The 25,768-nt window shown below is 67.9% G+C and carries 24 protein-coding genes; 5 read left to right on the plus strand and 19 right to left on the minus strand.

Features of this window, described 5'->3' with window-relative positions; genetic code table 11:
* Window positions 1-45: 45 nt before the first annotated feature.
* The 12 genes from rpsQ to ACQE3C_RS11165 all read right to left on the minus strand — a co-directional run bounded on the left by rpsQ (window position 46) and on the right by ACQE3C_RS11165 (window position 6,584).
* On the minus strand, window positions 46-336 hold the full coding sequence (gene rpsQ, locus ACQE3C_RS11110; protein ID WP_434539251.1) for a 30S ribosomal protein S17: 291 nt from the start codon (window positions 334-336) through the stop codon (window positions 46-48).
* Window positions 337-338: 2 nt separating this feature from the next.
* The gene (rpmC, locus tag ACQE3C_RS11115; RefSeq protein WP_434539252.1) at window positions 339-566 is read right to left on the minus strand and encodes a 50S ribosomal protein L29; all 228 of its coding nucleotides are present in this window, start codon (window positions 564-566) and stop codon (window positions 339-341) included.
* Window positions 566-985, minus strand: coding sequence for a 50S ribosomal protein L16 (gene rplP / locus ACQE3C_RS11120; RefSeq protein WP_434539253.1), 420 nt, complete (start codon window positions 983-985; stop codon window positions 566-568). Before rplP ends, rpmC begins: the two co-directional genes overlap by 1 nt.
* Window positions 986-988: 3 nt before the next feature.
* Window positions 989-1,804 carry a 30S ribosomal protein S3 gene (gene rpsC, locus ACQE3C_RS11125; RefSeq protein WP_434539254.1) on the minus strand — a complete coding sequence of 272 codons (816 nt, stop codon included), beginning with the start codon at window positions 1,802-1,804 and terminating at the stop codon, window positions 989-991.
* Window positions 1,805-1,806: 2 nt separating this feature from the next.
* Window positions 1,807-2,283 (minus strand): 50S ribosomal protein L22, encoded by a 477-nt coding sequence (gene rplV / locus ACQE3C_RS11130; RefSeq protein WP_434539255.1) that lies wholly within the window; start codon window positions 2,281-2,283, stop codon window positions 1,807-1,809.
* Window positions 2,284-2,309: 26 nt separating this feature from the next.
* Window positions 2,310-2,591 (minus strand): 30S ribosomal protein S19, encoded by a 282-nt coding sequence (rpsS, locus tag ACQE3C_RS11135; RefSeq protein WP_434539256.1) that lies wholly within the window; start codon window positions 2,589-2,591, stop codon window positions 2,310-2,312.
* 18 nt (window positions 2,592-2,609) lie between these two features.
* Window positions 2,610-3,446, minus strand: a complete 837-nt coding sequence (gene rplB, locus ACQE3C_RS11140) for a 50S ribosomal protein L2 (RefSeq protein ID WP_434539257.1) — start codon at window positions 3,444-3,446, stop codon at window positions 2,610-2,612.
* Window positions 3,447-3,475: 29 nt separating this feature from the next.
* The gene (gene rplW, locus ACQE3C_RS11145; protein WP_434539258.1) at window positions 3,476-3,784 is read right to left on the minus strand and encodes a 50S ribosomal protein L23; all 309 of its coding nucleotides are present in this window, start codon (window positions 3,782-3,784) and stop codon (window positions 3,476-3,478) included.
* Complete coding sequence (gene rplD, locus ACQE3C_RS11150; RefSeq protein WP_434539259.1) at window positions 3,781-4,479, minus strand: 50S ribosomal protein L4; 699 nt, start codon at window positions 4,477-4,479, stop codon at window positions 3,781-3,783. The genes rplW and rplD overlap by 4 nt, the downstream gene beginning before the upstream one ends.
* Window positions 4,476-5,132 (minus strand): 50S ribosomal protein L3, encoded by a 657-nt coding sequence (gene rplC / locus ACQE3C_RS11155; RefSeq protein WP_434539260.1) that lies wholly within the window; start codon window positions 5,130-5,132, stop codon window positions 4,476-4,478. Before rplC ends, rplD begins: the two co-directional genes overlap by 4 nt.
* A gap of 14 nt (window positions 5,133-5,146) precedes the next feature.
* A complete protein-coding gene (gene rpsJ / locus ACQE3C_RS11160; protein ID WP_259809982.1) occupies window positions 5,147-5,458 on the minus strand; it encodes a 30S ribosomal protein S10 in 312 nt (103 codons plus the stop codon).
* Window positions 5,459-5,759: 301 nt separating this feature from the next.
* Window positions 5,760-6,584, minus strand: coding sequence for an SGNH/GDSL hydrolase family protein (locus tag ACQE3C_RS11165; protein ID WP_434539261.1), 825 nt, complete (start codon window positions 6,582-6,584; stop codon window positions 5,760-5,762).
* A gap of 45 nt (window positions 6,585-6,629) precedes the next feature.
* Between ACQE3C_RS11165 and ACQE3C_RS11170 the strand changes: the two genes are divergently transcribed.
* Both ACQE3C_RS11170 and ACQE3C_RS11175 read left to right on the plus strand, forming a co-directional pair.
* Window positions 6,630-8,507 carry a DUF294 nucleotidyltransferase-like domain-containing protein gene (locus ACQE3C_RS11170; RefSeq protein WP_434539262.1) on the plus strand — a complete coding sequence of 626 codons (1,878 nt, stop codon included), beginning with the start codon at window positions 6,630-6,632 and terminating at the stop codon, window positions 8,505-8,507.
* A 4-nt stretch (window positions 8,508-8,511) separates the two neighbouring features.
* The gene (locus ACQE3C_RS11175) at window positions 8,512-9,198 is read left to right on the plus strand and encodes an exonuclease domain-containing protein (RefSeq protein WP_434539263.1); all 687 of its coding nucleotides are present in this window, start codon (window positions 8,512-8,514) and stop codon (window positions 9,196-9,198) included.
* Here ACQE3C_RS11175 and ACQE3C_RS11180 read toward each other — a convergent pair.
* Complete coding sequence (locus tag ACQE3C_RS11180) at window positions 9,195-10,889, minus strand: glutamine--tRNA ligase/YqeY domain fusion protein (protein WP_434539264.1); 1,695 nt, start codon at window positions 10,887-10,889, stop codon at window positions 9,195-9,197. The genes ACQE3C_RS11175 and ACQE3C_RS11180 overlap by 4 nt on opposite strands.
* A gap of 178 nt (window positions 10,890-11,067) precedes the next feature.
* On the opposite strand from ACQE3C_RS11180, the gene ACQE3C_RS11185 reads away from it, so the two are divergent.
* On the plus strand, window positions 11,068-11,826 hold the full coding sequence (locus ACQE3C_RS11185) for a siderophore-interacting protein (RefSeq protein WP_434539265.1): 759 nt from the start codon (window positions 11,068-11,070) through the stop codon (window positions 11,824-11,826).
* On the opposite strand, the gene gltX is transcribed toward ACQE3C_RS11185, so the two are convergent.
* Entirely contained in the window at window positions 11,823-13,325 is a 1,503-nt protein-coding gene (gene gltX, locus ACQE3C_RS11190) for a glutamate--tRNA ligase (RefSeq protein WP_434539266.1), read from the minus strand. The two genes, ACQE3C_RS11185 and gltX, sit on opposite strands and share 4 nt — an antisense overlap.
* A gap of 45 nt (window positions 13,326-13,370) precedes the next feature.
* On the opposite strand from gltX, the gene treY reads away from it, so the two are divergent.
* A complete protein-coding gene (gene treY / locus ACQE3C_RS11195) occupies window positions 13,371-15,665 on the plus strand; it encodes a malto-oligosyltrehalose synthase (protein ID WP_434539267.1) in 2,295 nt (764 codons plus the stop codon).
* An 82-nt stretch (window positions 15,666-15,747) separates the two neighbouring features.
* On the opposite strand, the gene tuf is transcribed toward treY, so the two are convergent.
* The 4 genes from tuf to rpsL form a co-directional block, all read right to left on the minus strand.
* Entirely contained in the window at window positions 15,748-16,941 is a 1,194-nt protein-coding gene (gene tuf, locus ACQE3C_RS11200) for an elongation factor Tu (RefSeq protein WP_434539268.1), read from the minus strand.
* Between the two features lie 258 nt (window positions 16,942-17,199).
* Window positions 17,200-19,302 carry an elongation factor G gene (gene fusA / locus ACQE3C_RS11205; RefSeq protein ID WP_434539269.1) on the minus strand — a complete coding sequence of 701 codons (2,103 nt, stop codon included), beginning with the start codon at window positions 19,300-19,302 and terminating at the stop codon, window positions 17,200-17,202.
* 128 nt (window positions 19,303-19,430) lie between these two features.
* A complete protein-coding gene (gene rpsG, locus ACQE3C_RS11210) occupies window positions 19,431-19,901 on the minus strand; it encodes a 30S ribosomal protein S7 (RefSeq protein ID WP_434539270.1) in 471 nt (156 codons plus the stop codon).
* Complete coding sequence (gene rpsL / locus ACQE3C_RS11215; protein WP_434539271.1) at window positions 19,901-20,272, minus strand: 30S ribosomal protein S12; 372 nt, start codon at window positions 20,270-20,272, stop codon at window positions 19,901-19,903. The genes rpsG and rpsL overlap by 1 nt, the downstream gene beginning before the upstream one ends.
* Before the next feature lie 552 nt (window positions 20,273-20,824).
* Between rpsL and ACQE3C_RS11220 the strand changes: the two genes are divergently transcribed.
* Window positions 20,825-21,658, plus strand: a complete 834-nt coding sequence (locus ACQE3C_RS11220) for an endonuclease domain-containing protein (protein ID WP_434539272.1) — start codon at window positions 20,825-20,827, stop codon at window positions 21,656-21,658.
* A gap of 190 nt (window positions 21,659-21,848) precedes the next feature.
* Here ACQE3C_RS11220 and ACQE3C_RS11225 read toward each other — a convergent pair whose 3' ends face one another.
* Window positions 21,849-25,742, minus strand: coding sequence for a DNA-directed RNA polymerase subunit beta' (locus tag ACQE3C_RS11225; protein WP_434539273.1), 3,894 nt, complete (start codon window positions 25,740-25,742; stop codon window positions 21,849-21,851).
* Window positions 25,743-25,768: the final 26 nt, after the last annotated feature.

The following is a 25,768-nucleotide window of genomic DNA, read 5'->3' on the forward strand; positions in this document are numbered from 1 at the left end:
GCAGGACGGGCGGTAGGTGACGTGGTCAGGTTCAGCGAACCGGGCTCACTTGGCCTTCTCGACGACCTCGAGCAGGCGCCAGCGCTTGGTGGCCGACAGCGGGCGGGTCTCCATGACGCGCACGCGGTCACCGATGCCGCACTCGTTGTTCTCGTCGTGGGCCTTGAGCTTGGTGGTCTGGCTCATGACCTTGCCGTAGAGGGCGTGCTTCACACGCTCCTGGACGGCGACGACGATGGTCTTGTCCATCTTGTCCGAGACGACGATGCCCTCGCGGACCTTGCGAGCGTTGCGCTCGGCGGTCTGGGCGCCCTCGGACTGGGTGTTCTCGCTCATGCTCACTCCTCAGGTTCCGACTCGATGCCCAGGTTGCGCTCCTGCAGCACGGTGTAGATGCGGGCGATGTCCTTGCGGACCTCGCGCAGACGGCTGCTGTTCTCCAGCTGGCCGGTGGCGCCCTGGAAACGAAGGGAGAACAGCTCTTCCTTCAGTTCACGGACCTTGTCGTTCAGGGTCTCACGGCTGAGTCCACGCAGCTCGGCTGCAGTGACCTTGGTGGTAGCCATCAGATCTCACCTGCCTCACGCTTGATGAAACGCGCCTTGAAGGGCAGCTTGTGGATGGCCAGGCGAAGGGCCTCGCGAGCCACGTCCTCCGGCACACCGGACAGTTCGAACAGCACCCGTCCCGGCTTGATGTTGGCCACCCAGAACTCGGGCGAGCCCTTGCCGGAACCCATGCGGGACTCGGCGGGGTGCTTGGTCAGCGGGCGGTCGGGGTAGACGGTGATCCACACCTTGCCACCACGCTTGATGTGGCGGGTCATGGCGATACGAGCAGCCTCGATCTGGCGGTTCTTCAAGTAGCCGGACTCCAGGGCCTGGATGCCGTACTCACCGAAGGCCAGCTTGGTGCCACCCTTGGCCATGCCATCACGCTTGGGGTGGTGCTGCTTGCGGTACTTGACGCGACGAGGAATCAGCATGAATCAGGCTCCTGCGTTCTCGGTGCTGGGCGCAGCCTGGGGCGCGGAGCCCTCGGCTGCTTCGGCGCGACGGCGTCCGCCGCGCTCCGGACGATCCCCACGGCCCTCGCCGCGACCCGGACGACGGGACGGGCGCTGGCGTCCGCCGGGGGCAGACTGGCGGGCCTGCTTCTGGGCGGCACGCTCGGTGCGCGACCCGGAAACCTCACCCTTGTAGATCCAGACCTTGACACCGATGCGACCGAAGGTGGTGCGGGCCTCGAAGAAGCCGTAGTCGATGTCGGCACGCAGGGTGTGCAACGGCACGCGACCCTCGCGGTAACCCTCGGAGCGGCTCATTTCAGCGCCACCCAGACGGCCAGAGCACTTGATCCGGATGCCCTGGGCACCGGCGCGCATGGCGGTCTGCTGGGCCTTGCGCATGGCGCGACGGAAGGCGACGCGGGCGCTCAGCTGCTCGGCGATCCCCTGGGCGACCAGCTGGGCATCGATCTCGGGGTTCTTGACCTCGAGGATGTTCAGCTGGATCTGCTTGCCGGTGATCTTCTCCAGCTCGCCACGGACCCGCTCCGCCTCGGCACCGTTGCGGCCGATGACGATGCCGGGGCGTGCGGCGTGCAGGAAGATGGTGACCCGCTCGCTGCGGCGCTCGATCTCGATCGAACTGACGCCGGCGCGCTCCAGGCTCTTGGTCAGGTACTCCCGGATCTTGACGTCCTCACCGACCAGCTGGGCGTACTGCTTGTCGGCGTACCAGCGGGTGGTGTGGTCAGTGGACGTACCGAGGCGGAAGCCTGTGGGATGAATCTTCTGGCCCATGCTCAGTCCTCCTTCGTGCTCTCGGTGTCGGCAGCAGCCGTCTCAGCGACCTTGGCCTTGCCACCGGTCTTGGTCTTCTTCGGTTCGGGGCGCGCATCGCGGGGCTCGACGACCACGGTGATGTGGGCGGCGCGCTTCAGGATGCGACTGGCCGAACCCTTGGCGCGCGGACGGATGCGACGCATGGTCACGCCCTCGTCCACGAACGCCTGGGAGATGTACAGGTCATCGCTGCGCAGGGCCTCGGTCTGCTCGGCGTTGGCGGCGGCCGAAGCCACCACCTTGTACACCGGCTCGGAGGCGGCCTGGGGGGCGAAACGCAGGGCGACCAGGGCATCCTGGACGTCCATTCCGCGCACCAGGTCGACGACGCGGCGCACCTTGGTCGGGCTCATCCGGACGTGACGCGCGATGGCGTACGAGCCAGGACGATCCCCGAGCAGTGCAGCGCGACGGCTGGGCCGTTCTTGGTTGCTCATTCTCTCTCGATCCTTGTCTCGCTGGCTCAGCGCCGGCGGCTCTTCTTGTCGTCCTTCACGTGACCCTTGAACGTGCGGGTCGGCGCGAATTCACCGAGCTTGTGGCCGATCATCGCCTCGGTCACGAAGACCGGGACGTGCTTGCGACCGTCGTGCACGCTGATGGTGTGGCCGAGCATTTCCGGCACGATCATCGAGCGACGCGACCAGGTCTTGATCAGGTTCTTGGTGCCCTTTTCGTTCTGGGCATCAACCTTCTTGGCGAGATGCTCGTCGACGAAGGGGCCCTTCTTCAGGCTGCGTGGCATAGTTCTTCAGGCTCCCTATCAGCGCTTCTTGCCGGACTTGCGGCGACGGATGATGAGTCGGCTGCTCGCCTTGTTCTTGTCGCGGGTGCGGCCCTCGGGCTTGCCCCAGGGCGAGACGGGGTGACGACCACCGGAGGTCTTGCCCTCACCACCACCGTGCGGGTGGTCGATCGGGTTCATGACCACGCCACGCACGGTCGGGCGGATGCCCTTCCAGCGGCTGCGGCCGGCCTTGCCCCAGTTGATGTTCGACTGTTCGGCGTTGCCGACAGCACCGATGGTGGCGCGGCAGCGCACGTCGACCATGCGCATTTCGCCCGAAGGCATGCGCAGGGTGGCGTACTTGCCCTCGCGGGCCACGAGCTGGATCGAAGCGCCGGCGGAACGGCCGAGCTTGGCCCCACCACCGGGACGCAGCTCCACGGCGTGCACCGTGGTGCCGACCGGGATGTTGCGCAGCGCCAGGTTGTTGCCGGGCTTGATGTCAGCACCCTCGCCGGCGGTGACGACGGCACCCTGGCCGAGCCCTGCCGGGGCGATGATGTAGCGCTTCTCACCGTCTGCGTAGTGCAGCAGCGCGATGCGGGCGGTGCGGTTGGGGTCGTACTCGATGTGAGCGACCTTGGCCGGCACGCCGTCCTTGTCGTAGCGCTTGAAGTCCACCAGGCGGTAGGCCTGCTTGTGGCCACCACCGATGTGGCGGGTGGTGATGCGGCCGGAGTTGTTGCGGCCACCGGTCTTCGGCTTGGCCACCAGCAGCGACTTCTCCGGGGTGGAGCGGGTCACCTCGCTGAAGTCAGCGACGCTGGAACCACGGCGGCCGGGGGTCGTGGGCTTGTACTTGCGGATTGCCATGAGGTCTCGTCAGTCCTTTCGGTGCCGGGTCACTCGACCGGGCCGGAGAAGATGTCGATCCGCTGGCCCTCGGCGACGGTCACGATGGCGCGCTTGCTGCTCGCACGCCGACCCATGCCGTAGCGCGTACGGCGAGCCTTGCCCTGGCGGTTGATGGTGTTCACACTGAGCACCTTGACGTCGAAGATCTGCTCAACGGCGATCTTGATCTCGGTCTTGTTGGCGGTCGGGTCGACGATGAAGGTGTACTTGTTCTCGTCGAGCAGGCCGTAGCTCTTCTCGCTGACCACGGGCGCGAGCAGGATGTCGCGCGGGTCCTTGATCTTGAAGTCGCTCACTTGGTGGTCTCCTCAGCCTCTGCGGCCTCGGACTCGGTGGCGACGGCCTTGACCGACTTGCCCTTGGTGGGGCCGGCGGTGAAGACGTCCAGGGCTGCCTTGGTGAACAGCACCGAATCGTTGACCAGGATGTCGTAGGCGTTCAGCTGGTCGACGGCCAGCGCGTGCACGGTGGGCACGTTGCGCAGGCTCAGCCAGGCCAGGTCGTCCTCGCGGTCGAGCACGACCAGCAGACGGCTGACATCACCGACGTGGGCGATGGCGGCCAGGGCTGCCTTGGTCGAGGGGGTCTCGCCGGTGACGATGCTGTCGATCACGAAGACCTGACCGTCACGAGCGCGATCGGACAGGGCGCCACGAATGGCGGCCGCGATCATCTTCTTGTTGGTGCGCTGGCTGTAGTCGCGCGGCTGCGGGCCGTGTGCGACGCCACCACCGGACCAGATCGGCGAACGGCGCGAACCGTGACGAGCGCGGCCGGTGCCCTTCTGGCGCCACGGCTTGATGCCGCCACCGCGGACGTCACCGCGGGTCTTGGTGGCGTGGGTGCCCTGGCGGGCGGCAGCCTGCTGGGCCACCACGACCTGGTGGATCAGCGGGATGTTGGTCTGGACATCGAACAGCTCGGCGGGCAGGTCGGCCTTGCCGGAGGTCTTGCCCTCAGCGGTCAGGATGTCAACGGTGAGCTCGCTCATGCCACATCACCCTTCTTGGCTGCGCTGCGGACGACAACCAGCGAGCCCTTGGGGCCCGGGATGGCGCCGCGGACCAGCAGCAGTCCACGCTCGGCGTCGACCGCGTGGATCGACAGGTTCTGGACGGTGGTCTTGGCCACACCCATGCGGCCGGCCATGCGCAGGCCCTTGAACACTCGACCAGGGGTCGAGCAGCCACCGATGGAGCCGGGGGCGCGGTGCTTGCGGTGCACACCGTGGCCGGCGGACAGGCCGCGGAAGCCATGGCGCTTCATGACACCGGCGGTGCCCTTGCCCTTGGTGACGCCGGTGACGTCAACCAGGTCGTCAGCCGCGAAGGTCTCGGCGGTGATCTCCTGGCCGAGGGTGTACTCGCTGGCGTCGGTGGTGCGCAGCTCCACCAGGTTCTTGCGCGGGGTGACATCGGCGGCGGCGAACAGGCCGGCGTAGGGCTTGGTCACCTTCTTCGCCTTGATGGCACCGAAGCCGAGCTGCACGGCGTTGTAGCCGTCCTTCTCGGGGGTGCGGACCTGGGTCACGACACAGGGGCCGGCCTGGACCACGGTCACGGGCACGACCTTGTTGTCGGCGTCCCACAGCTGCGTCATCCCGAGCTTGGTGCCCAGAATGCCCTTTACCTTGCGTTCAGTCATTGTGTTCACCAACCTCACGGAAGCTTGATCTCGATGTCGACACCAGCCGGCAGGTCGAGGCGCATCAGCGAGTCGACTGTCTTCGGCGTGGGGTCAAGGATGTCAATGAGCCGCTTGTGCGTACGCATCTCGAAGTGCTCGCGGCTGTCCTTGTACTTGTGGGGCGAACGGATCACGACGAACACGTTCTTCTCGGTCGGCAACGGCACAGGGCCGGCAACCTTGGCACCCGTCCGGGTCACCGTGTCGACGATCTTGCGCGCCGACGAGTCGATGACCTCGTGGTCATAGGCCCGGAGCCTGATGCGGATCTTTTGTCCCGCCACAGTAGTTCCTTCTCTCGTCCCTGCTACTGACCGGTTTTCCGGCTCTCGCGTCCGGCTCTCACCGGCTGTCTCTCTCCGACCCACGCGGTCGGGTGTGTCGCACTGCTGCGGGCCCGAATCATCCCATTCCACGTTCAGGATGAAGGCCCCGCGGCTACACACCACACGCGCCAGAAGGGCTCGGCGCACCCGGCCAATACCCGCTGGAACGGGTCAGTCCTCGGCACAACACAAGCCACCCCTGCTCGGAGCAACTTGAGGATTCTGTCATGGGTGGGCGCCCGATTCCAAATCCGGCCGCTCATCTCAGCGCGCGGGCCCACTCCCGGGCCAACAACTGCGCCCCCTCGGCGGTGGGGTGCACCCCATCGTAGAGCCAATGTGTGGCCGGTTCCCGCTCGAGGGCCTCGTCCAGGGCGGCCTGGAAGCCCACCAAACGCAGCCCGTGAACCTGGGCCAGGTCGGCGGCCGCCTGCTGGTAGTCGGCGAACTCACGCACCCACACCGGGGTCACCGGTCCGGCCGGCAGCACGAAGGGTTCGCAGATCACCATCGCTGCGCCCGGCAGGGCCTCACGGGTCCGGGTGATCAACTGGGCCAGTTCGAAGTGGTAGGTGTCGGGCGAGCCGACATAGCCGCTGACGCGGTGACGGTTCCAGTAGTCGTTGATCCCGACCAGCACCGAGACCACATCCGGCGCGAGCGCGATGGTGTCCTGGTCCCAGCGGGCCAGCAGGTCGGCGGTGACATTGCCGCTGAGGCCCCGGTTGAAGAACTGCAGCCCGTCGTCGGGGCGCTCGGCCAGGGCAGCGCCGGCGACCAGCCAGGCATAACCCTCCCCCAGTCCCTGGGGCGTGTTGGGGCGCAGGTCTGCGCGGTCGCGGCGGGCGTCGGTGACCGAGTCCCCCTGGAACAGCACCCTGGCCCCGGCCCGCAGCAGGGTTTCGCCACCCGGCTCGTCCGGTTCGTGCGGGGTTGCCGAGGCACCCTGGGCGCTCGGCGCGAGGGTGGACGACGTGGGTTGGTGCCCCTGGGCGAACTGCCACGCAGCAGTCCCCGTGGCGGCGGCCGCGGCCAGGGCGGCGGCACCTGCCACGACCACGGCGCGACGACGACTGAGGGGCATGCCCCGATGATACGACCGCCATGGGCCTGCTCTAAGGTCGGTCCCATGGACATCGAGGTCCGGGAAGTTCGCGACTTCCTCGCTGCCCACGCCCCGTGGGACCACCTGCCCGCCGGCCGCCTCGACGCGCTGGCCGGCACAGCCGTGCTGCGCTACTACCGCCGCGGCACCCTCATCTACGGTTCCGGCGACCCCAACTCGAACGTGCACGTGGTGCGGTCGGGCGGGGTGGACCTGACCGATGCCTCCGGTGGCCTGGTCGAGCGGCTCGGCCCCGGTGGCATCTTCGGCGTCCAGTCGGTGCTCTCGACCGAGACGTCCCCGCTGCTGGTGCGTGCCATCGAAGACACCCTGGTGGTGGTCATCGATTCCGAGGGTTTCCGGGCCCTGGCAGAACAGGACGACGCATTCGGCGCCTACTTCCGGGCCACCGCAGCCCACCGCCTGGCCGGGGCCGCACAGCGGGCCAAACAGTCACGCACCGGGGAGGTGTCGCTGGGGCGCCGGGTCGGGGCCCTGGTCACCCGCCGGCCGGTGCAGGCCGAATCGACCATCAGCATCCGAGAAGCGGCGCAGGTGATGTCGGCCCACAAGGTCTCGGCCTTGCTGCTGGTCGACGACAACCGCCTCGTGGGCATCGTCACCGACCGTGACCTGCGCTCCAAGGTCGTCGCGGTCGGACGATCCGGCGATGAGCCGGTCAGCGCGGTGATGACCCGCGACCTGATCACGATCGAACCCGAGGCCCGCGCCTTCGAGGCGATGTTGATCATGACCTCGAAGGGCATCCACCACCTGCCGGTGACCCAGGGCGACCAGGTGCTGGGCCTGGTCTCCAGCGGCGACATGATGCGGCTCGACCGGGCCCACCCGATCTACCTGGCCGCCGACATCGCCCGGCAGCACGACGCCGAGGGGGTGGCGCGGGTCTGTGCTCGCATCCCCCGGTTGGTGGCCGAGTACATCGAGGCCGATGCCTCGGCGGCCGAGATCAGTCGCCTGCTGGGCAGTATCAGCGATGCCGCCACCTCGACCCTGATCGGCCTGGCCGAAGCGGAGTTCGGGCCGGCCCCCACCGTCGACGGGGTGCCGGTGGCCTGGGCCTGGGTGGCGCTGGGGTCACAGGCCCGCCACGAGGGTCGGCTCGGCTCCGACCAGGACCACTGCATCGTCCTCGACGATGCCGCTGACCACCTCTCGGAACAGGGCCGGGCGTGGTTCACCCGGGTGGCGGAACGAGTGGTCGAGGGGTTGGAGGCCGCCGGTTTCCCGCGGTGCCGTGGTGAGGTGATGGCCACCAAGTGGTGCTTCACCTCGTCACAGTGGCGCCGCCAGATCAGTCATTGGCTGAACGAACCCGATGGCCTCGAGGTGCTGCACGCGCAGATCTTTTTCGACGCCCGCGCCGTGCACGGCCGCCATGCCCTGGTCGACGACCTGCTCGGCTGGTTGGCCACCCAGACCCCCGGGGCCACCCGTTTCCTGACCCACCTGGCCGCCCAGGCGGTGGCCTACACTCCCCCGCTGGGCTTCTTCAAGGGGTTCGTACTGGAACACGGCGGTGAGCATGCCGACACCCTCGACCTGAAGGCCGCCAGCCACGCGATCATCCAGTTGGCGCGGGTGCATGCGCTGGCGCTGGGCAGCACCGAGACCGCCACCGACGCCCGGCTGAGGCTGGCCGCCGGCGCCGGGCGGCTGGACGAACGGCAGGCCGCGGCGCTGGTCGATGCTGCCGAGTTCATCCAGCACCTGCGGCTGCACCACCAGGCCGAGGAACTGCGCCGCGGCGCCACACCCGACAACCACCTCGACCCGAAGACCCTGAACGCGCTGGACCAGCGGACCCTGCGGGAGGCGTTCACCGTCATCGGACGAGCGCTGAAGAGCCTGGCCCACCTCCACCAGACGCACCTGGTCTGAACCGATGGCCCTCCTCGACCTGCGCCCGCTCGACAGCCGCCGCAAGCGTGCCCTGGCCAAGACACCCGAGGGGGCGCTGCGTGACTACCTGTCGGTGCCGCTGCCGGCCCCGAGCACCCGGCTCGCCGACCTGCCGTTGCTGGCCGTCGACCTGGAGACCACCGGCCTCGACGCGCCCACCGGGGCGATCCTGTCGATCGGCTTCGTCCCGGTCGACGGTGACGCGATCACCCTGGCCGGGGCCCGACGGATCATGATCAGGACCGGGGCCGAGGTGGGTGACAGCGCGACCATCCACGGCATCACCGACGACGTGGCCGAGCAGGAGGGCGTAAGCCTGGCCGCCGGGTTGGCCGAACTGCTACAGGCGCTGCGGGGCCGGGCCCTGCTGGCGCACTACGCCCCGATGGAGACCGGCTTCCTGGAACGGGCCTGCCGTGAGGTGTTCGGGCGCCCACTCGTGCTGACGGCCGTCGACACGATGCAGGTTCAGTACCGGCTGCTGGCCACGCATGCCAGCCAGGAGCCACCCCGCTCAGCGCTGCGGCTGTGGGCGGCCCGGGCGCGCTACGGCCTGCCGGTCTACAAGGCGCACGATGCGCTGACCGATGCGCTGGCCTGCGCCGAGTTGTACCTGGCCCTGGCCCAGGAGCCGGGGGTCGGCACCACCCTGCGCGACCTGCAGCGCTAGCCGCCCTGGGCCTGCCGCTTCTGGATGGCCGCCCACTCGTCCTTCAACCCAACCGTGCGGTGGAACAGCCCGGGAGCGTCGGCGTCCTTGGCGAAGTAGCCGAGCCGCTCGAACTGGACGACCTGGCCGGGCGCGACCTCGGCCAGCACTGCCTCACCGACCGCGTCGGTGAGCAGTTCGCGGGAGTTGGGGTTCAGGTCGTCGAGCGCCTCGCCGGTGGCCTCCCCGGGTACCGCCGCGGTGAACAGCCGGTCGTAGAGTGCAGCGGTGACCGGCACCGAGTGCGGCACCGAGACCCAGTGCATGGTCGACTTCACCTTGCGGCCGTCGGGGGCGTCACCGCCGCGGGTGGCGGGGTCGTAGGTGGCGTTGACCTGCACCACGTTGCCGTCGGCGTCGGTGACGGCGTCGGTGGCGGTGACCAGGTAGGCACCACGCAGGCGCACCTCCCGGCCCGGGGCCAGGCGGAAGAACTTCGGCGGCGGGTCGAGCGCGAAGTCGTCGGCCTCGATCACCAGCTCACCGCTGAAGGCGACCTTGCGGGTGCCGTCGTCGGGGTTCTCGGGGTTGTTGGTGACCTCGAAGTACTCCACGACCGGGTTGCCTTCGGCATCGGTGGGCCAGTTGGTCAGCACCAGCTTCAGGGGGCGCAGCACGGTCATGCGACGCTGGGCGGTCTTGTTCAGGTGGCGGCGCACCACGGCCTCGAGCGCCTCGATGGCGTGGCGGGCGTTGGTGCGGGCGGTGCCGATCTCGGTGCAGAACTCCCGGATCGCGGCCGCCGGGTAGCCGCGGCGGCGCAGGCCCGACAGGGTCGGCATCCGGGCGTCGTCCCAACCCTCGACGACCCCCTCGTCCACGAGCTTCTTCAGTCGCCGCTTGGAGGTGACGATGTGGGTGAACTCAAGGCGGGCGAACTCGATCTGCTTGGGGGTGTCACCCGGCAGGGGAAGGTTCGCCAGGCACCAGTCGTAGAGCGGACGATGGACGTCGAACTCCATCGTGCAGATCGAGTGGGTGACACCCTCAATGGCATCGGACTGGCCGTGGGCCCAGTCGTAGGTCGGGTAGATGCACCACGCGTCACCGGTGCGGTGGTGGGGCGCCCGGCGGATGCGGTACAGCACGGGGTCACGCAGCCACATGTTGTCGGCCTGCATGTCGATCTTGGCCCGCAGGCAGCGTGCCCCGTCGTCGAACTCGCCGGCGCGCATCCGGGCCAGCAGGTCGAGGCTCTCCTCGACGGGGCGGTCCCGGTAGGGGCTCTCGATGCCGGGCTTGCCGAAGCCGCCGCGCTGCGCCGAAATGGTCTCACCGTCCTGGTCGTCGACATAGGCCAGACCGCGGCGGATCAGTTCGCGGGCCCATTCGTAGAGCTGCTCGAAGTAGTCCGAGGCGAAGAAGATGTTCTCCGGTTCGTAGCCGAGCCAGGCGATGTCGGCCAGGATCGAGTCGACGTACTCCGACTCCTCGGTGTCGGGGTTGGTGTCGTCGAAGCGGACATTGCACACCCCACCGAAGGCCAGGGCGGTCTCGAAGTCCTGGTGGATGGCCTTGGCGTGGCCGATGTGCAGGTAGCCGTTGGGTTCGGGTGGGAACCGGGTCTGGACTCGCCCACCGAACAGTCCACTCTCGTTGTCACGCTCGACAATGTCGCGAATGAAGTCAGAGGCACCGGCAGGCTTGGTCATGGGCCGAAGCCTAGCCGCAATCGCACCTGTCACTGCAGCCGCCGTGGGGGTCACGGGGCCCTGTCCACGACGGGCTGGAGGTTAGGCTTGCCTCAGTTGCCTGATAAGGTCACGGAGGTGTCACGTAATTCAATGATCTTGCTGGGGGCGATGGCGTGTGAGTGAGCATCCGGGCGGCATGAACCGACCGGCCAAACCGTTGGCCCGGTTGACGGTGGTGCGCCGCGAACAGTTGCACCCCGACCTGGTGCGGGTCTGGTTCAGCACCGAGGGCTTCCAGGTCGGCGAGTTCAGTGACTCCTACGTCAAGTTGCTGTTCGACGACCACGGCCCGGTCAGCACTCCCCCGGCCGAGGGCGAACGACCCACCACCCGCACGTACTCGGTGCGCACCATCGAGGACGACCTGCTCGCCCTCGACTTCGTCGTCCACGGGGACGAGGGGCTCGCCGCCCCCTGGGCGGCCGCCGCCGAACCCGGTGAGGTCGTGCTCGCCCGGGGCCCCGGTGGGGCCTGGTCGCCGCGTACCGAGGCGGACTTCCACCTGTTCCTGGGCGACGAGTCGGCCCTGCCGGCGATCGCCGCCGGACTCGAGCGGCTGCCCACCGATGCCCGCGGGCTGGTCGTGATCGAGGCCTGCGAGCACACCCTGGACCTGCGCCACCCCGACGGTGTCGAGGTGCGCTGGCTCGTCCGCGGTGATGAGGACTACCGGGCCGAGCGGCTCGCCGACCAGGTCCGCGACCTGGACTGGGCAGCGCTCGGCGACGTCAGCATCTTCGCCCACGGTGAGCGCGGCTCGATGAGGGCGCTGCGACCGGTGTTCACCCCGCTGGGGCTCGACAAGGACCGGCTGTCCTTGTCGGGCTACTGGGCCAGGGGCCGCGTGGAGGACCAGTTCCAGGCCGAGAAGCGCACCGAGGTGGGTCGGGTCTAACCCGCGCCCCCACCCAGCGTGGCCAGCAGTCGACGCAGCCGCGCCACGGTGGAGTCCTTGCCCAGGATCTCCATCGACTCGAACAGCGGCGGGGAGACCTTGGCACCACTCACACCCACCCGCAGCGGGGCGAAGGCGAACTTCGGCTTCTGCCCCAGACCCTCGACCAGCGCTGCGCGCAGCGCCGCCTGGATGGGTTCGGCGGTGAAGTCGTCCAGCCCCTCCAGGGCGGCGATGCCGGCCTCCAGCACCTGGGTGGCGTCATCGTTCAGCGAGGCCACGGCGGCCTCGTCCAGCACCAGGTCGTCGTCAGGGCTCATCAGGAAGGCCATCGCGGGCGCGGCATCGCCCAGCAGGGTCATCCGTTGGCTGACCAGCGGGGTGGCCCGACGGACCAGCTCGCGGGTCGCGTCATCGACCTCGGCCCAGGCACCGGTGTGCAGCTGGTGCTCGATGATGCGTTCGGCCAGCTCGTCGGTGGGCAGGTTGCGGATGTAGAGCCCGTTGAGCCAGTCCAGCTTCTTGACGTCGAAGATGGGCCCCACGGTGTTGATCCGGGTCCAGTCGAAGCCCTCGATGAACTCCTCGAAGCTGACCACTTCGCGTTCACTGCCGTCGTCCTCGACCACCGGCGGGTAGGCCAGCAGCTGCAGGAAGTTCCGCAGCGCCTCGGGCAGGTAGCCCTGCTCACGGAACCACAGCAGCCGGGCGGCAGGGTTCTTGCGCTTGGAGATCTTGGACTTGTTCTCATTGCGCAGCAGCGGCATGTGGGCGAACTGCGGCATCTCGAAGCCGAGCCAGCGGTACAGCAGCACGTGCTTGGGGGTCGAGGAGATCCATTCCTCACCGCGGACGACCGTGGTGATGCCCATCAGGTGGTCGTCGACCACCACGGCCAGGTGGTAGGTCGGGAACCCGTCGGCCTTGAGGATGACCTGGTCGTCGGGGCGCGGTGCGCGGACCCGGCCACGGATGATGTCGTCGAAGTCGAGCTCGATGTCGTCGGGAACCAGCATCCGCACCACGGGCGCCTCGCTGAACCCGGGCAGTTCTGCGCGCTGCTCTCGGGTGAGCCCCAGGCAGCGCCGGTCGTAGCCGGTCACCGACTGCTTGCTGGCCTGCTGCTCAGCGCGCAGCTCGGCCAGGCGCTCCGAGGAGCACCAGCAGTAGTAGGCGTGCCCGTCGGCGAGCAGCTGGTCGACGAACGGGCGGTAGGTCTCCAAGCGTTCCGACTGCCGGTAGGGGCCGTGCTCGCCGCCGACGTCGGGGCCCTCGTCGTAGCCCAGCCCGAGCCACTTCAGCGAGTCGAAGATCTGCTGTTCGCTGCCCTCGACCAGGCGGGCCCGGTCGGTGTCCTCGATGCGCAGGACGAACGCGCCGCCGGTCTTGCGGGCCCAGGCCAGGTCGAACAGTGCCATGTAGGCGGTTCCGACGTGCGGGTCACCGGTGGGGCTGGGTGCCACGCGCGTGCGGGCAGGGGCAAATGCAGGCTCAGTCATGATGGGGCACAGCCTATCGACATCAGGATGGCTAGGCTCGGGGGCGTGACTCGCGACCTGCCGACCTCCACCTACCGCTACCAGATCAGCCAGCAGTTCACGCTGGACGATGCCGCCGCCGACCTGCCACGCCTGGTCGAGCTGGGCATCGATGCGGTGTACCTGTCCCCCGTGTTGACGGCCACCACCGGTTCCGACCACGGCTACGACTGGGTCGACTGCCGCCAGGTCGACCCGCAACGCGGCGGCGAGGAGGGCTGGGACCGGTTCGTCCGGGCTGCGCAGGAGGCGCAGCTCAAGGTGGTGCTCGACATCGTGCCCAACCACTGCGGGATCAGCGACCCCGCCCAGAACCCGTTCTGGTGGAGCGTGCTGAGCGAGGGCCGCGATTCGCAGTATGCGCACTGGTTCGACATCGACTGGTCGCGCGCCCCGATCCTGCTGCCGGTGCTCGGCGAGGACGGCGACCTGTCGTCGCTGAGCCTGTCCGAGGCGGCCGACGAGCTGCGGCTGGGCGGGCTGCGACTCCCGACCGCGCCGGGGTCAGCCAACCCCGGTGACGACCCCCGCGAGGTGGCCGGGCGGCAGCACTACCGGCTGGCGCCATGGCCGCTGGCCAGCACCGAACTGAACTACCGCCGCTTCTTCACCGTCGACTCGCTGGCTGGGCTGCGCATCGAGGACGAACGGGTCTTCGAGGCCACCCATGAGCGGATCTTCGCCATGGTCGACCGCGGTGAGGTGCAAGGACTGCGGGTCGACCACCCCGACGGCCTGAGCGACCCCGGGGAGTACTTCCGCCGGCTGCGTGCCCGCGTCGGGGACTCGATCTGGCTGCTGGCCGAGAAGATCCTCGGCGATGGTGAACCACTGCCGGACTGGCCGATCGACGGCACCAGCGGCTATGACGCGCTGGCCGAGGTGAACCGGCTGTTCACCAAACCCGACAACGAGGCCTACCTGACCAACCGCTACCAGTTGCTGACCGGCGACCACCTCAGCGCCGAGGACCATGTCCTGGTCGGCAAGCGGACCATGATCGACTCCTCATTCGGCTCGGAGGTCACCCGGATCCTGCGGGCCCTGCCCGAGCCTGTTGTTGCTGGCTTCGAGCCGGAGCGGCTGGGTGAGGCGCTGGCCGAGGTGGCGGTCCATGTGCCGGTCTACCGCAGCTACCTGCCCGAGGTCAGCGGACCGCTGAACGCGGCTCTGGCGGTGGCGCGGCGCACCCGGGCGGACCTGGTCGCCGAGATCGACGCGCTGGCCCCCAGCCTGGCTGACGTCACCACCGAGGCGGCCCGCCGGTTCGAACAGCTGACCGGGGCACTGACCGCCAAGGGGCTCGAGGACACCGCCTGGTACCGCTACAGCAGGTTCATCGGGGCCAACGAGGTCGGTGGGCACCCGAGCCGGTTCGCCACCACCCTCGACGGTTTCCACGCCGACATGACCCGCCGCCAGCAGGAACTGCCACACTCGATGACCACCCTGTCGACCCACGACACCAAGCGCAGCGAGGACATCCGGGCCTGGCTGGCCGCGATGACCGAGTTCCCCGAGCGGGTGAGTGGGTGGCTGTCGGCCTTCCTGCAGGAGGGCGACATCCCCGATGGGCCACTGGCCTACCTGCTGGGCCAGACCCTGGCCGCCACCGGGCCCATCGAGCCTGAACGCCTGCACGCCTATGCCACCAAGGCGATGCGTGAGGCCGGGGTGCACACCTCATGGACCGACCCGGACGAGCAGTTCGAGCAGTTGGTCCACGACGCGATCGAGCTGGCCTACGACTCCCCCGAGCTGGAAGCCCGGTGGCAGGCCCTGGGTGAGCTGCTGGCCGCCCCTGCGGTGGCGACCAGCCTGGCGCAGAAGCTCGTCCAGCTGACCATGCCGGGAATCCCCGATGTGTACTGGGGCACCGAGGTCTTCGACGACAGTCTGGTCGACCCGGACAACCGGCGCCTGCCGGACTTCGACCGGCTGCGCGAGGCGGCCCATTCACCGCTGGTCATCGGGCACCCGAACCCCGACCATGCCAAGCACTGGGTGGTCGAGCATGCGCTGCGGCTGCGCCGCGCGGCCCCGGAGCTGTTCACCGGCTACGAGCCGCTCACGCTCGGCGGGCCGCTGTCAGCGCACCTGGTCGCCTTCGACCGCGGCGGGGCTGTCACCCTGGCCACCCGGATGCCGGCGACCCTGGCCCGCGGAGGCGGTTGGGGCGATGCGAGCCTGACCCTGGGCGGGACGTGGACCGACGTGCTCAGCGGCCGGCGCACCGGCCCGGTCGTCCGGCTGGCCGAGGTGCTCGAGCACCTGCCGGTGGCGCTGCTCGTCCGCGACTGAGCCAACCGCCGGGCGGGGTCGGCGGGGAAACAGCAAGGCCCGCACCCAGGGGGTGCGGGCCTTGCTGGTGAAGCTGGTCAGATCACTTGAGGATCTTGGTCACACGACCGGCGCCGACGGTGCGGCCGCCCTCGCGGATGGCGAACTTCAGGCCGTCCTCCATGGCGATGGGCTTGTTCAGGTGAACAGTCATGTCGGTGTTGTCACCGGGCATGACCATCTCGGTGCCCTCGGGCAGCTCGACCACACCGGTCACGTCGGTGGTGCGGAAGTAGAACTGCGGCGAGTAGTTAGAGAAGAACGGCTTGTGACGGCCACCCTCCTCCTTGGTGAGCACGTAGACGTTGCCCTCGAAGTCGGTGTGGGGGGTGGTCGAACCCGGCTTGATGACGACCATGCCGCGCTCCACGTCCTCCTTCTTGGTGCCGCGGAGCAGCAGGCCGACGTTCTCACCGGCGCGACCCTCGTCGAGGATCTTGCGGAACATCTCAACACCGGTCACGGTGGTGGTCTGCTTCTCCTCGGCGATGCCGACGATGTCAACGGTCTCACCGGTGCGGACGATGCCGCGCTCAATACGACCGGTGATCACGGTGCCACGGCCGGTGATGGTGAAGACGTCCTCAACGGGCATCAGGAAGGGCTTGTCGGTCTCACGCTCGGGCTGCGGGATGTACTCGTCCACAGCGGCCATCAGCTCGCGGATCGACTCGGCCCACTTCTCGTCGCCCTGAAGGGCGGGGAAAGCGGCGACGCGGACGACCGGGCAGTTGTCACCGTCGAACTCCTGGCTCGACAGCAGCTCGCGGACCTCCATCTCGACGAGCTCGATGAGCTCCTCGTCGTCCACCATGTCGCACTTGTTCAGGGCGACGACGATGGCGGGGACGCCCACCTGGCGGGCCAGCAGCACGTGCTCGCGGGTCTGCGGCATCGGGCCGTCGGTGGCGGCAACCACGAGGATCGCGCCGTCCATCTGGGCAGCGCCGGTGATCATGTTCTTGACGTAGTCGGCGTGGCCGGGGCAGTCAACGTGAGCGTAGTGGCGCGCCTCGGTCTGGTACTCGATGTGAGCGATCGAGATGGTGATACCACGCTGACGCTCTTCGGGGGCCTTGTCGATCGCGTCGAACGGCGAAGCCTCGTTGAGGTCCGGGTAGGTGTCGTGCAGCACCTTGGAGATCGCCGCGGTCAGAGTGGTCTTGCCGTGGTCGATGTGTCCGATGGTGCCGATGTTGCAGTGCGGCTTGGTCCGCTCGAACTTGGCCTTTGCCACTGGGGCTCCTTCTGGATGGTACCCACGCTGGGACGCGGGGCGCTCGTGGTCTCCTGCGGGACGTCTTCCCGACAGGCTGTGGACGGATTCCTGCCTTGGTCAAGGCTGGGTCACCCGACCTATTTTTCTTCAAGCCGTGCCGGTAGTCAAATGAGATGGCTGCCGGCCGGCCGGGGCCGCCCGGTGGTCGCGCACCCGGGGTTGGTTTCCGGGGTGCGCGCCGCACCGAGCGGCGTGCGGACGTGGGTCAGGCCCAGGTCACTCGGCCGAGCCGCCGCGAGCCTTCGCGACGATTTCGTCCGACACGTTCTTCGGCACCTCGGCGTAGGAGTCGAACTCCATCGAGTACGACGCCTGGCCCGAGGTCTTGGAGCGCAGGTCACCGACGTAGCCGAACATCTCCGACAGCGGCACCAGGGCGCGGACGACACGGTTGCCGTGCTCCTCGTCCATCGACTGCACCTGGCCACGACGACCGTTGATGTCACCGATCACGGTGCCCAGGTAGTCCTCGGGGGTGGTGACCTCGACGGCCATCATCGGCTCGAGCAGACCCGGGTCGGCCTTGCGCGCGGCCTCCTTGAACACCATGGAACCGGCGATCTTGAAGGCGAGCTCGGAGGAGTCGACGTCGTGGTAGGCGCCGTCGAGCAGGGTGACCTTGATGTCCTCGACCGGGTAGCCAGCCAGCACACCGGAGGTCATCGCGTCCTTGATGCCGGCGTCCACCGCGGGGATGTACTCCTTGGGGATGCGGCCACCGGTGACGGCGTTGACGAACTCGTAGCCCGAGCCGGGTTCGGTCGGCTCAAGGTCGATGATGACCTTGCCGAACTGGCCCGAACCACCCGACTGCTTCTTGTGGGTGTACTCGACCTTGCTGACCGGACGACGCAGGGTCTCGCGGTAGGCCACCTGCGGCTTGCCGATGTTGGCCTCGACGTTGAACTCGCGCTTCATGCGGTCGATCAGCACGTCGAGGTGCAGCTCACCCATGCCGGCGATGATGGTCTGGCCGGTCTCCTCGTCGGTGTGGACGCGGAAGGTCGGGTCCTCTTCAGCGAGGCGCTGGATCGCGGTGCCCAGCTTCTCCTGGTCGGACTTGGTCTTGGGCTCGATGGCCTGCTCGATGACCGGTGCCGGGAACTCCATCGACTCGAGGACGACGGGGTTGGCCTGGTCGCACAGGGTCTCACCGGTGGTGGTGTCCTTCAGACCCATCACGGCGCAGATCATGCCGGCGCCCATCGACTCGACCTCTTCACGCTTGTTGGCGTGCATCTGGTAGATCTTGCCGATGCGCTCGCGCTTGCCCTTGACCGAGTTGAGCACCGACTCGCCCGACTTCAGCACGCCGGAGTAGACGCGGACGAAGGTGAGCTTGCCCAGGTGCGGGTCGGCGGCGATCTTGAAGGCCAGCGCCGACAGCGGGTCCTTGTCGTCGGGGTGACGCTCGATCTCGACCGACTCGTCACCGGGCTTGAAGCCCTTGATGGCGGGGATGTCGGTCGGGGCCGGCAGGTAGGCGATCACGGCGTCGAGCAGGGGCTGAACGCCCTTGTTCTTGAAGGACGAGCCGCAGACCACGGCGTTGCCCTTGCCGGCCAGCACGACGCGACGCACGGCGTGGTGCAGGTCGTCGGTAGTGATGGCGTCCTCGTCCTCGAGGTACTTCTCGGCGAACTCGTCATCCAGGTCGGCGAGCTGGGTGAGCAGTTCCTCACGGGCCTCGGCGGCCTTGTCAGCGAGGTCGGCGGGGATCTCCTCGACCTCGTAGTCCTCGCCCACCACGGTCTCGCCGCGCCAGGTCAGCGCGCGCATGCCGATCAGGTCGACGACACCGAGGAAGTCGGCCTCAGCACCGATCGGCAGCTGGATGATGATCGGGGTGGCGTGCAGGCGCTCGCGGATGGTCTTGACCACGTGGTCGAAGCTGGCACCGGTGCGGTCAAGCTTGTTCACGTAGCAGATGCGCGGCACGTTGTACTTGTCGGCCTGGCGCCACACGGTCATCGACTGCGGCTCGACACCGGCCACACCGTCGAAGACGGCCACGGCACCGTCGAGCACTCGCAGGTTGCGCTCCACCTCAACGGTGAAGTCGACGTGCCCGGGGGTGTCGATGATGTTGAGCTTGTGTTCCTTCCAGAAACAGGTGGTCGCAGCAGAGGTGATCGTGATGCCACGCTCCTGCTCCTGCTCCATCCAGTCCATGGTGGCGGTGCCCTCGTGGGTGTCACCGATCTTGTAGTTGATGCCCGTGTAGAACAGGATGCGCTCGGTCGTGGTCGTCTTGCCGGCATCGATGTGGGCCATGATGCCGAAGTTGCGAACCTTGCCCAGGTCGGTGGATGTGGCCATTGGCCTTCAACCTCAAATCTCAGTTGGTTTGTGCGAAAGTCAGAGTAGTGGGCCGCTGCCGTGACAGCGAAATGCCCCCTCGCCCGCGTGGGTCCCCGTGCGGGGCCCAGGAGTGAGGGGGCAGCCGATCACCAGCGGTAGTGGGCGAAGGCGCGGTTGGCCTCGGCCATCTTGTGGGTGTCCTCGCGGCGCTTGACCGATGCCCCCAGACCGTTGGAGGCGTCCAGGATCTCGTTCATCAGGCGCTCGGCCATGGTCTTCTCGCGACGGGCGCGGCTGAAGGAGACGAGCCAGCGCATCGACAGGGTGGTCGCGCGGGCGGGCTTCACCTCGATCGGCACCTGGTAGGTGGCGCCACCGACGCGGCGGGACTTCACCTCGAGCGAAGGCTTGATGTTGTCGAGCGCCTTCTTCAGCGTCTGGACCGGGTCAACACCGGTCTTGGCGCGGGTGCCCTCGAGGGCGGTGTAGACGATGTCCTGGGCGACGGTCTTCTTGCCGTCCATCAGGATCTTGCTGACGAGCTGGGAGACCAGGGGCGACCCGTAGACGGGGTCGACCATGACCGGGCGCTTCGGCGCCGGACCCTTGCGAGGCATTACTTCTCCTTCTTCGCGCCGTAGCGGCTGCGAGCCTGCTTGCGTCCCTTGACACCCTGGGTGTCGAGGGCGCCGCGGATGATCTTGTAACGGACGCCGGGAAGGTCACGCACACGACCGCCACGCACGAGCACCATCGAGTGCTCCTGCAGGTTGTGCCCGACACCGGGGATGTAGGCAGTGACCTCGACACCGGACGACAGGCGCACGCGGGCAACCTTGCGCAGCGCGGAGTTCGGCTTCTTGGGGGTCGTGGTGTACACACGAGTGCACACGCCGCGGCGCTGGGGCGAGCCCTTCAGCGCGGCAGCATTGGACTTGCTGACCTTTTCAGTGCGGCCCTTGCGGACCAACTGCTGGATTGTAGGCACCGGCTGGTATCTCTTTCGTTTCCGAGGTTGGAACCTCTGAGGTTGATTCCCTGGCTGTGCATCCACGACTGCGAGCGAGAGCCACCGTTACCCGTCAGCTCGCGAAGCAGTGAACGCAGTGCGAACTCTTCCGCCTTGACCGAGCCTTCCCCTGCAACTGGGGGCTCAGATCTTAGCCAGGGCACGCACAGATGCTCGGGCAACTCCGAGCACACCCCACAAGGATAGTCGCCGACCCCTGTAGGAGCAAAACGGTGCCGTGCGGGGGCATGACAGCGCCGGACGAGCCTGCCCGACGCCCGCTGGCCCCTCACCAGCGTCACCCCCCTGCCCCGCGGCCGCTGGCGCCCGCCCCACGGACGCCAAGCCTGCATTCTTTGCACCAGCGCAAGGAATACAGCCCGTCGCGCTCCGACGAGGTGCATTCGTTGCCCACGTGCGAAGAGTGCAGCTTTCGGGCCCGTCGTCCGCTGCTGTGGACAGCACACCAGTCCATCCAAGCACCTGTGGATAACCCGTGAACCGACCATTTCGCGAGGCACCATGGCCGACATGCGCATCCTGACTCCCACGACTGCCGCACTGGCAGGCATCACCCGCGGCCAACTCCACGGGCCGAAGTTCCGGCGGCTGTTCCACGGCGTCTACGTCGACGCGGACCTCGCCCCCACCCTGCCCGTGCTGGTGGCCGCCGCACTGGTGGCCGTCCCGGGCGCCACGGTCACCGGGGTCACCGCCCTGCGGGTGCGCGGCGCGACTCTTGGCTCGGACTCCCCCGTCTGGCTGGCCACCTCGCGGCGCGTCAGTCGCACCGGGATCGTGACGGTCCCGGTGGATCGCCGCTCGTCCGATGGCATCGCCACGGTGACCGATGCCCTCGAGGACGCGCAGTTGAGGCTGACCGATGAGGTGGTCACGATCGACCAGTTGCGCCGGACGAACCGATTGGGCCCGGACGACCACGCTGCCCTGGCGGCGCGTCGACCACTGGGCTGGCAGCTGAGTGTGCCGGACTCGGGGTCGGTGCGGGAGTCGAGGACCCGGATGATGGTGCACACCGCCGGGCTGCCTGCCCCGCAGGTCCAGTTCCGGGTGCTCGACCCGGTGGGCAGGTTCATCGGACGAGTGGATTTCGCGTGGCCGCAGTACCGGGTCGTCCTCGAGTACGAGGGGCAGCAGCACCTCACCAATGCTGACCAATGGGAATCAGACATCCGCCGCTACGAGCAACTGGAGCGACTGGGATGGACCGTCATCCGCGTCACCGCGGCCGCCCTGCGTGACCCGACGAGCCTGGTGCTCAGGGTGGGGGCAGCGCTGCGTGCCGGTGGGTGGCGCGGGCGGGTGTCCAACCTTGGCGCCGCCTGGCTGGCCGAGGTCGCCTGAGGTGCAGTCATTGCGTGTGTGCAAGGAATGCATCCCGTCAGGGGCCCAGCAGGTGCATTCGTTGCCCACGTGCAAGAAGTGCAGGTTGGCCGGCCCCAGCGGACGAGCCACACGTCCCCCAACGACGAACCGACCTGCATCCCGTGCGCAGTGGCACAGAATGCAGGTCGGTCCGGTCAGGGGTGGACGATCAGCGCATGGTGTCGCCGAAGTCCAGGTCGTCCAGCGGCACCGCCGCACCGGAACCGGACCCGAAGTCGTAGTCGAACGGGTCGTAGGTCATGGTGTAGGCGGTCGCCTTGGCATCGGCCGTGGGCTCCACGCGAATGTTGCGGTAGCGCTCCAGGCCGGTACCGGCCGGGATGAGCTTGCCGAGGATGACGTTCTCCTTCAGCCCGCGCAGCGAGTCCGACTTGCCGTGGATGGCGGCGTCGGTGAGCACCTTGGTGGTCTCCTGGAACGAGGCGGCCGACAGCCACGACTCGGTGGCCAGGGAGGCCTTGGTGATGCCCATCAGCACCGGACGACCCTCAGCCGGACGAGCGCCTTCCGAAGTGGCCTTGCGGTTGGCAGCCTCGAAGGTCTGGCGGTCGACCAGGTCACCGGGCATCAGCTGGGTCTCGCCCGAGTCGATGACGGTGATGCGACGCAGCATCTGGCGGATGATGATCTCCAGGTGCTTGTCGTGGATCGGCGCACCCTGGGTGGCGTACACCTTCTGGACCTCGTCCACCAGCAGCTCCTGCACCTTGCGCAGACCGCTGACGCGCAGGACGTCCTGCGGGTCGAGGGTACCGGCGCTGAGCTGCTGCCCGGCACTGACCCGCATGCCGTCCTCGATCACGACCGGGTTGCCCTTGACGTCGTCGAACTCGAGACGCGCGCGGCGCGGCATCGGGTACGAGATGTCCTCGCCGCCGTCGGAACGGTGCAGCACCAGGGTGCGGCGGCCGTTCTCCTCGACGATCTCCAGGGTGCCCTCGGCATCGGTGATCGGGGCCTTGCCCTTGGGGGTACGGGCCTCGAAGAGCTCGATGACACGGGGAAGACCCTGGGTGATGTCGTCGCCGGCCACACCACCGGTGTGGAAGGTACGCATCGTCAGCTGGGTACCGGGCTCACCGATCGACTGGGCGGCCACGATACCGACGGCCTCGCCCACGTCGACGAGCTTGCCCGAGGCCAGCGAACGGCCGTAGCACTTCGCGCAGGTGCCGGTGGCGGCGTCACAGGTGAGCACCGAACGCACCCGGACCTGGCTGATGCCGGCGGCGACCAGCTGCTGGATCTCGACGTCACCCATGTCGGTGCCGGCAGCGACCACCACATTGCCCTCGGCGTCGGTGGCATCGCTGGCCAGCGTCCGCGCGTGGATGGCGGTCTCGACGTTGGGGTGCAGCACCAGGGTGCCGGCCTCGTCAACCTCGGCGACGGGCTTGGGCAGTCCGCGCTCGGTACCGCAATCCTCCTCGCGGATGATCACGTCCTGGCTGACGTCGACGAGTCGACGGGTCAGGTAACCCGAGTCGGCCGTCCGCAGTGCGGTGTCGGCCTGACCCTTGCGGCCACCGTGGGTGGAGATGAAGTACTCCAGCACCGACAGGCCCTCACGGAAGTTGGACTTGATCGGCCGGGCGATGATCTCACCCTTCGGGTTGGCCACCAGGCCTCGCATGGCCGCGATCTGACGCATCTGCGTCATGTTCCCTCGGGCACCCGAGTGGACCATCATGTAGATCGGGTTGGTCTCGGTGAAGTTCTTCTCCATCGCCTGGGTCAGCTCGGCGGTGGCATCGGTCCAGATCTGGATGAGCTCCTGACGACGCTCGTCCTCGGTGACCGCACCACGCTCGTAGAGCTTGTCGATCTTGGACGCCTTGGCCTCGTAGCCGGCCAGCACCTCGGGCTTGGTCGGCGGGGTCTGCACGTCACCGATGGAGACGGTCACACCCGAACGGGTGCCCCAGCGGAAGCCGAGGTCCTTGAGCTTGTCCAGGGTCTCGGTCACCACCGACATCGAGTAGGTGTCGGCCAGGGTGTTGACGATCTGGCCGATCTGCTTCTTGCCCACGTGGCGCTCGACGAATGGGTAGCTCGCCGGCAGCGCCTCGTTGAACAGCACCTTGCCCAAGGTGGTCTCGAGCACGGCCGAACCGTCGGGGCGCACAGCCACCTCGGAGCCGGGACCGGGCACGTAGTTCTCGACGCGGATGCGCACCTTGGCGCGGATGTCGAGCTCGCCGGCATCCTGGGCCATGATCGCCTCGGCGACCGAGCTGAACACGCGGCCCTCACCCTTGAGCGCGTCCAGGTTCTGGGTGAGGAAGTACATGCCGATGATCATCTCGTGGCTCGGCAGCGCGACCGGGCGGCCGTCAGCCGGCTTGAGGATGTTGTTGGTCGACAGCATCAGGATGCGTGCCTCGGCCTGGGCCTCGGCCGACAGCGGCAGGTGGACTGCCATCTGGTCGCCGTCGAAGTCGGCGTTGAAGGCGGTGCAGACCAGCGGGTGCAGCTGGATCGCCTTGCCCTCGATGAGCTGCGGCTCGAACGCCTGGATGCCGAGGCGGTGCAGGGTGGGTGCACGGTTCAGCAGCACGGGGTGCTCGCGGATGACCTCGTCGAGGACGTCCCACACCACCGGGTACTGGCGCTCGACCATGCGCTTGGCCGACTTGATGTTCTGGGCGTGGTTCAGGTCGTCGAGTCGCTTCATGACGAACGGCTTGAACAGCTCCAGGGCCATGGTCTTGGGCAGGCCGCACTGGTGCAGCTTCAGCTGCGGGCCGACCACGATGACCGAACGGCCCGAGTAGTCGACGCGCTTGCCCAGCAGGTTCTGGCGGAAACGGCCCTGCTTGCCCTTCAGCATGTCCGAGATCGACTTCAGCGGGCGGTTGCCCGGCCCGGTCACCGGACGACCGCGTCGTCCGTTGTCGAACAGCGAGTCAACCGCTTCCTGCAGCATGCGCTTCTCGTTGTTGACGATGATCTCGGGCGCACCGAGGTCGAGCAGTCGCTTGAGGCGGTTGTTGCGGTTGATCACGCGGCGGTACAGGTCGTTCAGGTCGGAGGTCGCGAAGCGACCACCGTCGAGCTGCACCATCGGACGAAGGTCCGGCGGGATGACCGGCACGGCGTCGAGGACCATGCCCATGGGCGAGTTGCGGCCGTCCAGGAACGCCGAGACCACCTTGAGGCGCTTCAGCGCACGGGTCTTGCGCTGGCCCTTGCCGGTCTGGATGGTGTTCTTGAGGTTCTCGGCCTCGGCCTGCAGGTCGAAGCTGGCCAGGCGGTTCTTGATCGCCTCGGCGCCCATCGAGCCCTCGAAGTACTTGCCGAAGCGCGACTTCATCTCGCGGTAGAGGATCTCATCGCCCTCGAAGTCCTGGACCTTCAGGCCCTTGAAGCGGGTCCAGACGGCCTCAAGCCGATCCAGGTCGCGCTGGGCGCGGTCGCGGATCTGCTTGGCCTCCTTCTCGGCGCCGTCGCGCACCCGCTTCTTGATGTCTGCCTTGGCACCCTCGGACTCCAGCTGGGCGAGGTCCTCTTCCAGCTTGGCCATGCGGGCGTTGACGTCGGCGTCACGGCGCTTCTCGAGCTGGCCCTTCTCGGTGATGACCTTGGCCTCGAGCGAGGACAGGTCACGGTGGCGGGCCTCGACGTCGACAGCGGTGATCATGTACGCCGCGAAGTAGATGACCTTCTCCAGGTCCTTCGGGGCGATGTCGAGCAGGTAGCCCAGTCGGCTGGGGACACCCTTGAAGTACCAGATGTGGGTGACGGGCGCGGCCAGCTCGATGTGGCCCATCCGGTCACGACGCACGTTCGAACGGGTCACCTCGACGCCGCAGCGCTCGCAGATGATGCCCTTGAAGCGGACCCGCTTGTACTTGCCGCAGGCGCACTCCCAGTCACGGGTGGGACCGAAGATCTTCTCGCAGAAGAGGCCGTCGCGCTCGGGCTTGAGCGTGCGGTAGTTGATGGTCTCGGGCTTCTTGACCTCGCCGTGGCTCCACTCACGGATTTCGTCAGCCGTGGCCAGGCTGATGCGGAGTTCATCGTAGAAGTTCACGTCAAGCACGTTGCTTCTCTTTCCCCTGTTGCTGC

Origin of the sequence: Aestuariimicrobium sp. Y1814, from assembly GCF_050113895.1 — a bacterium.
Taxonomy (GTDB): domain Bacteria; phylum Actinomycetota; class Actinomycetes; order Propionibacteriales; family Propionibacteriaceae; genus Aestuariimicrobium.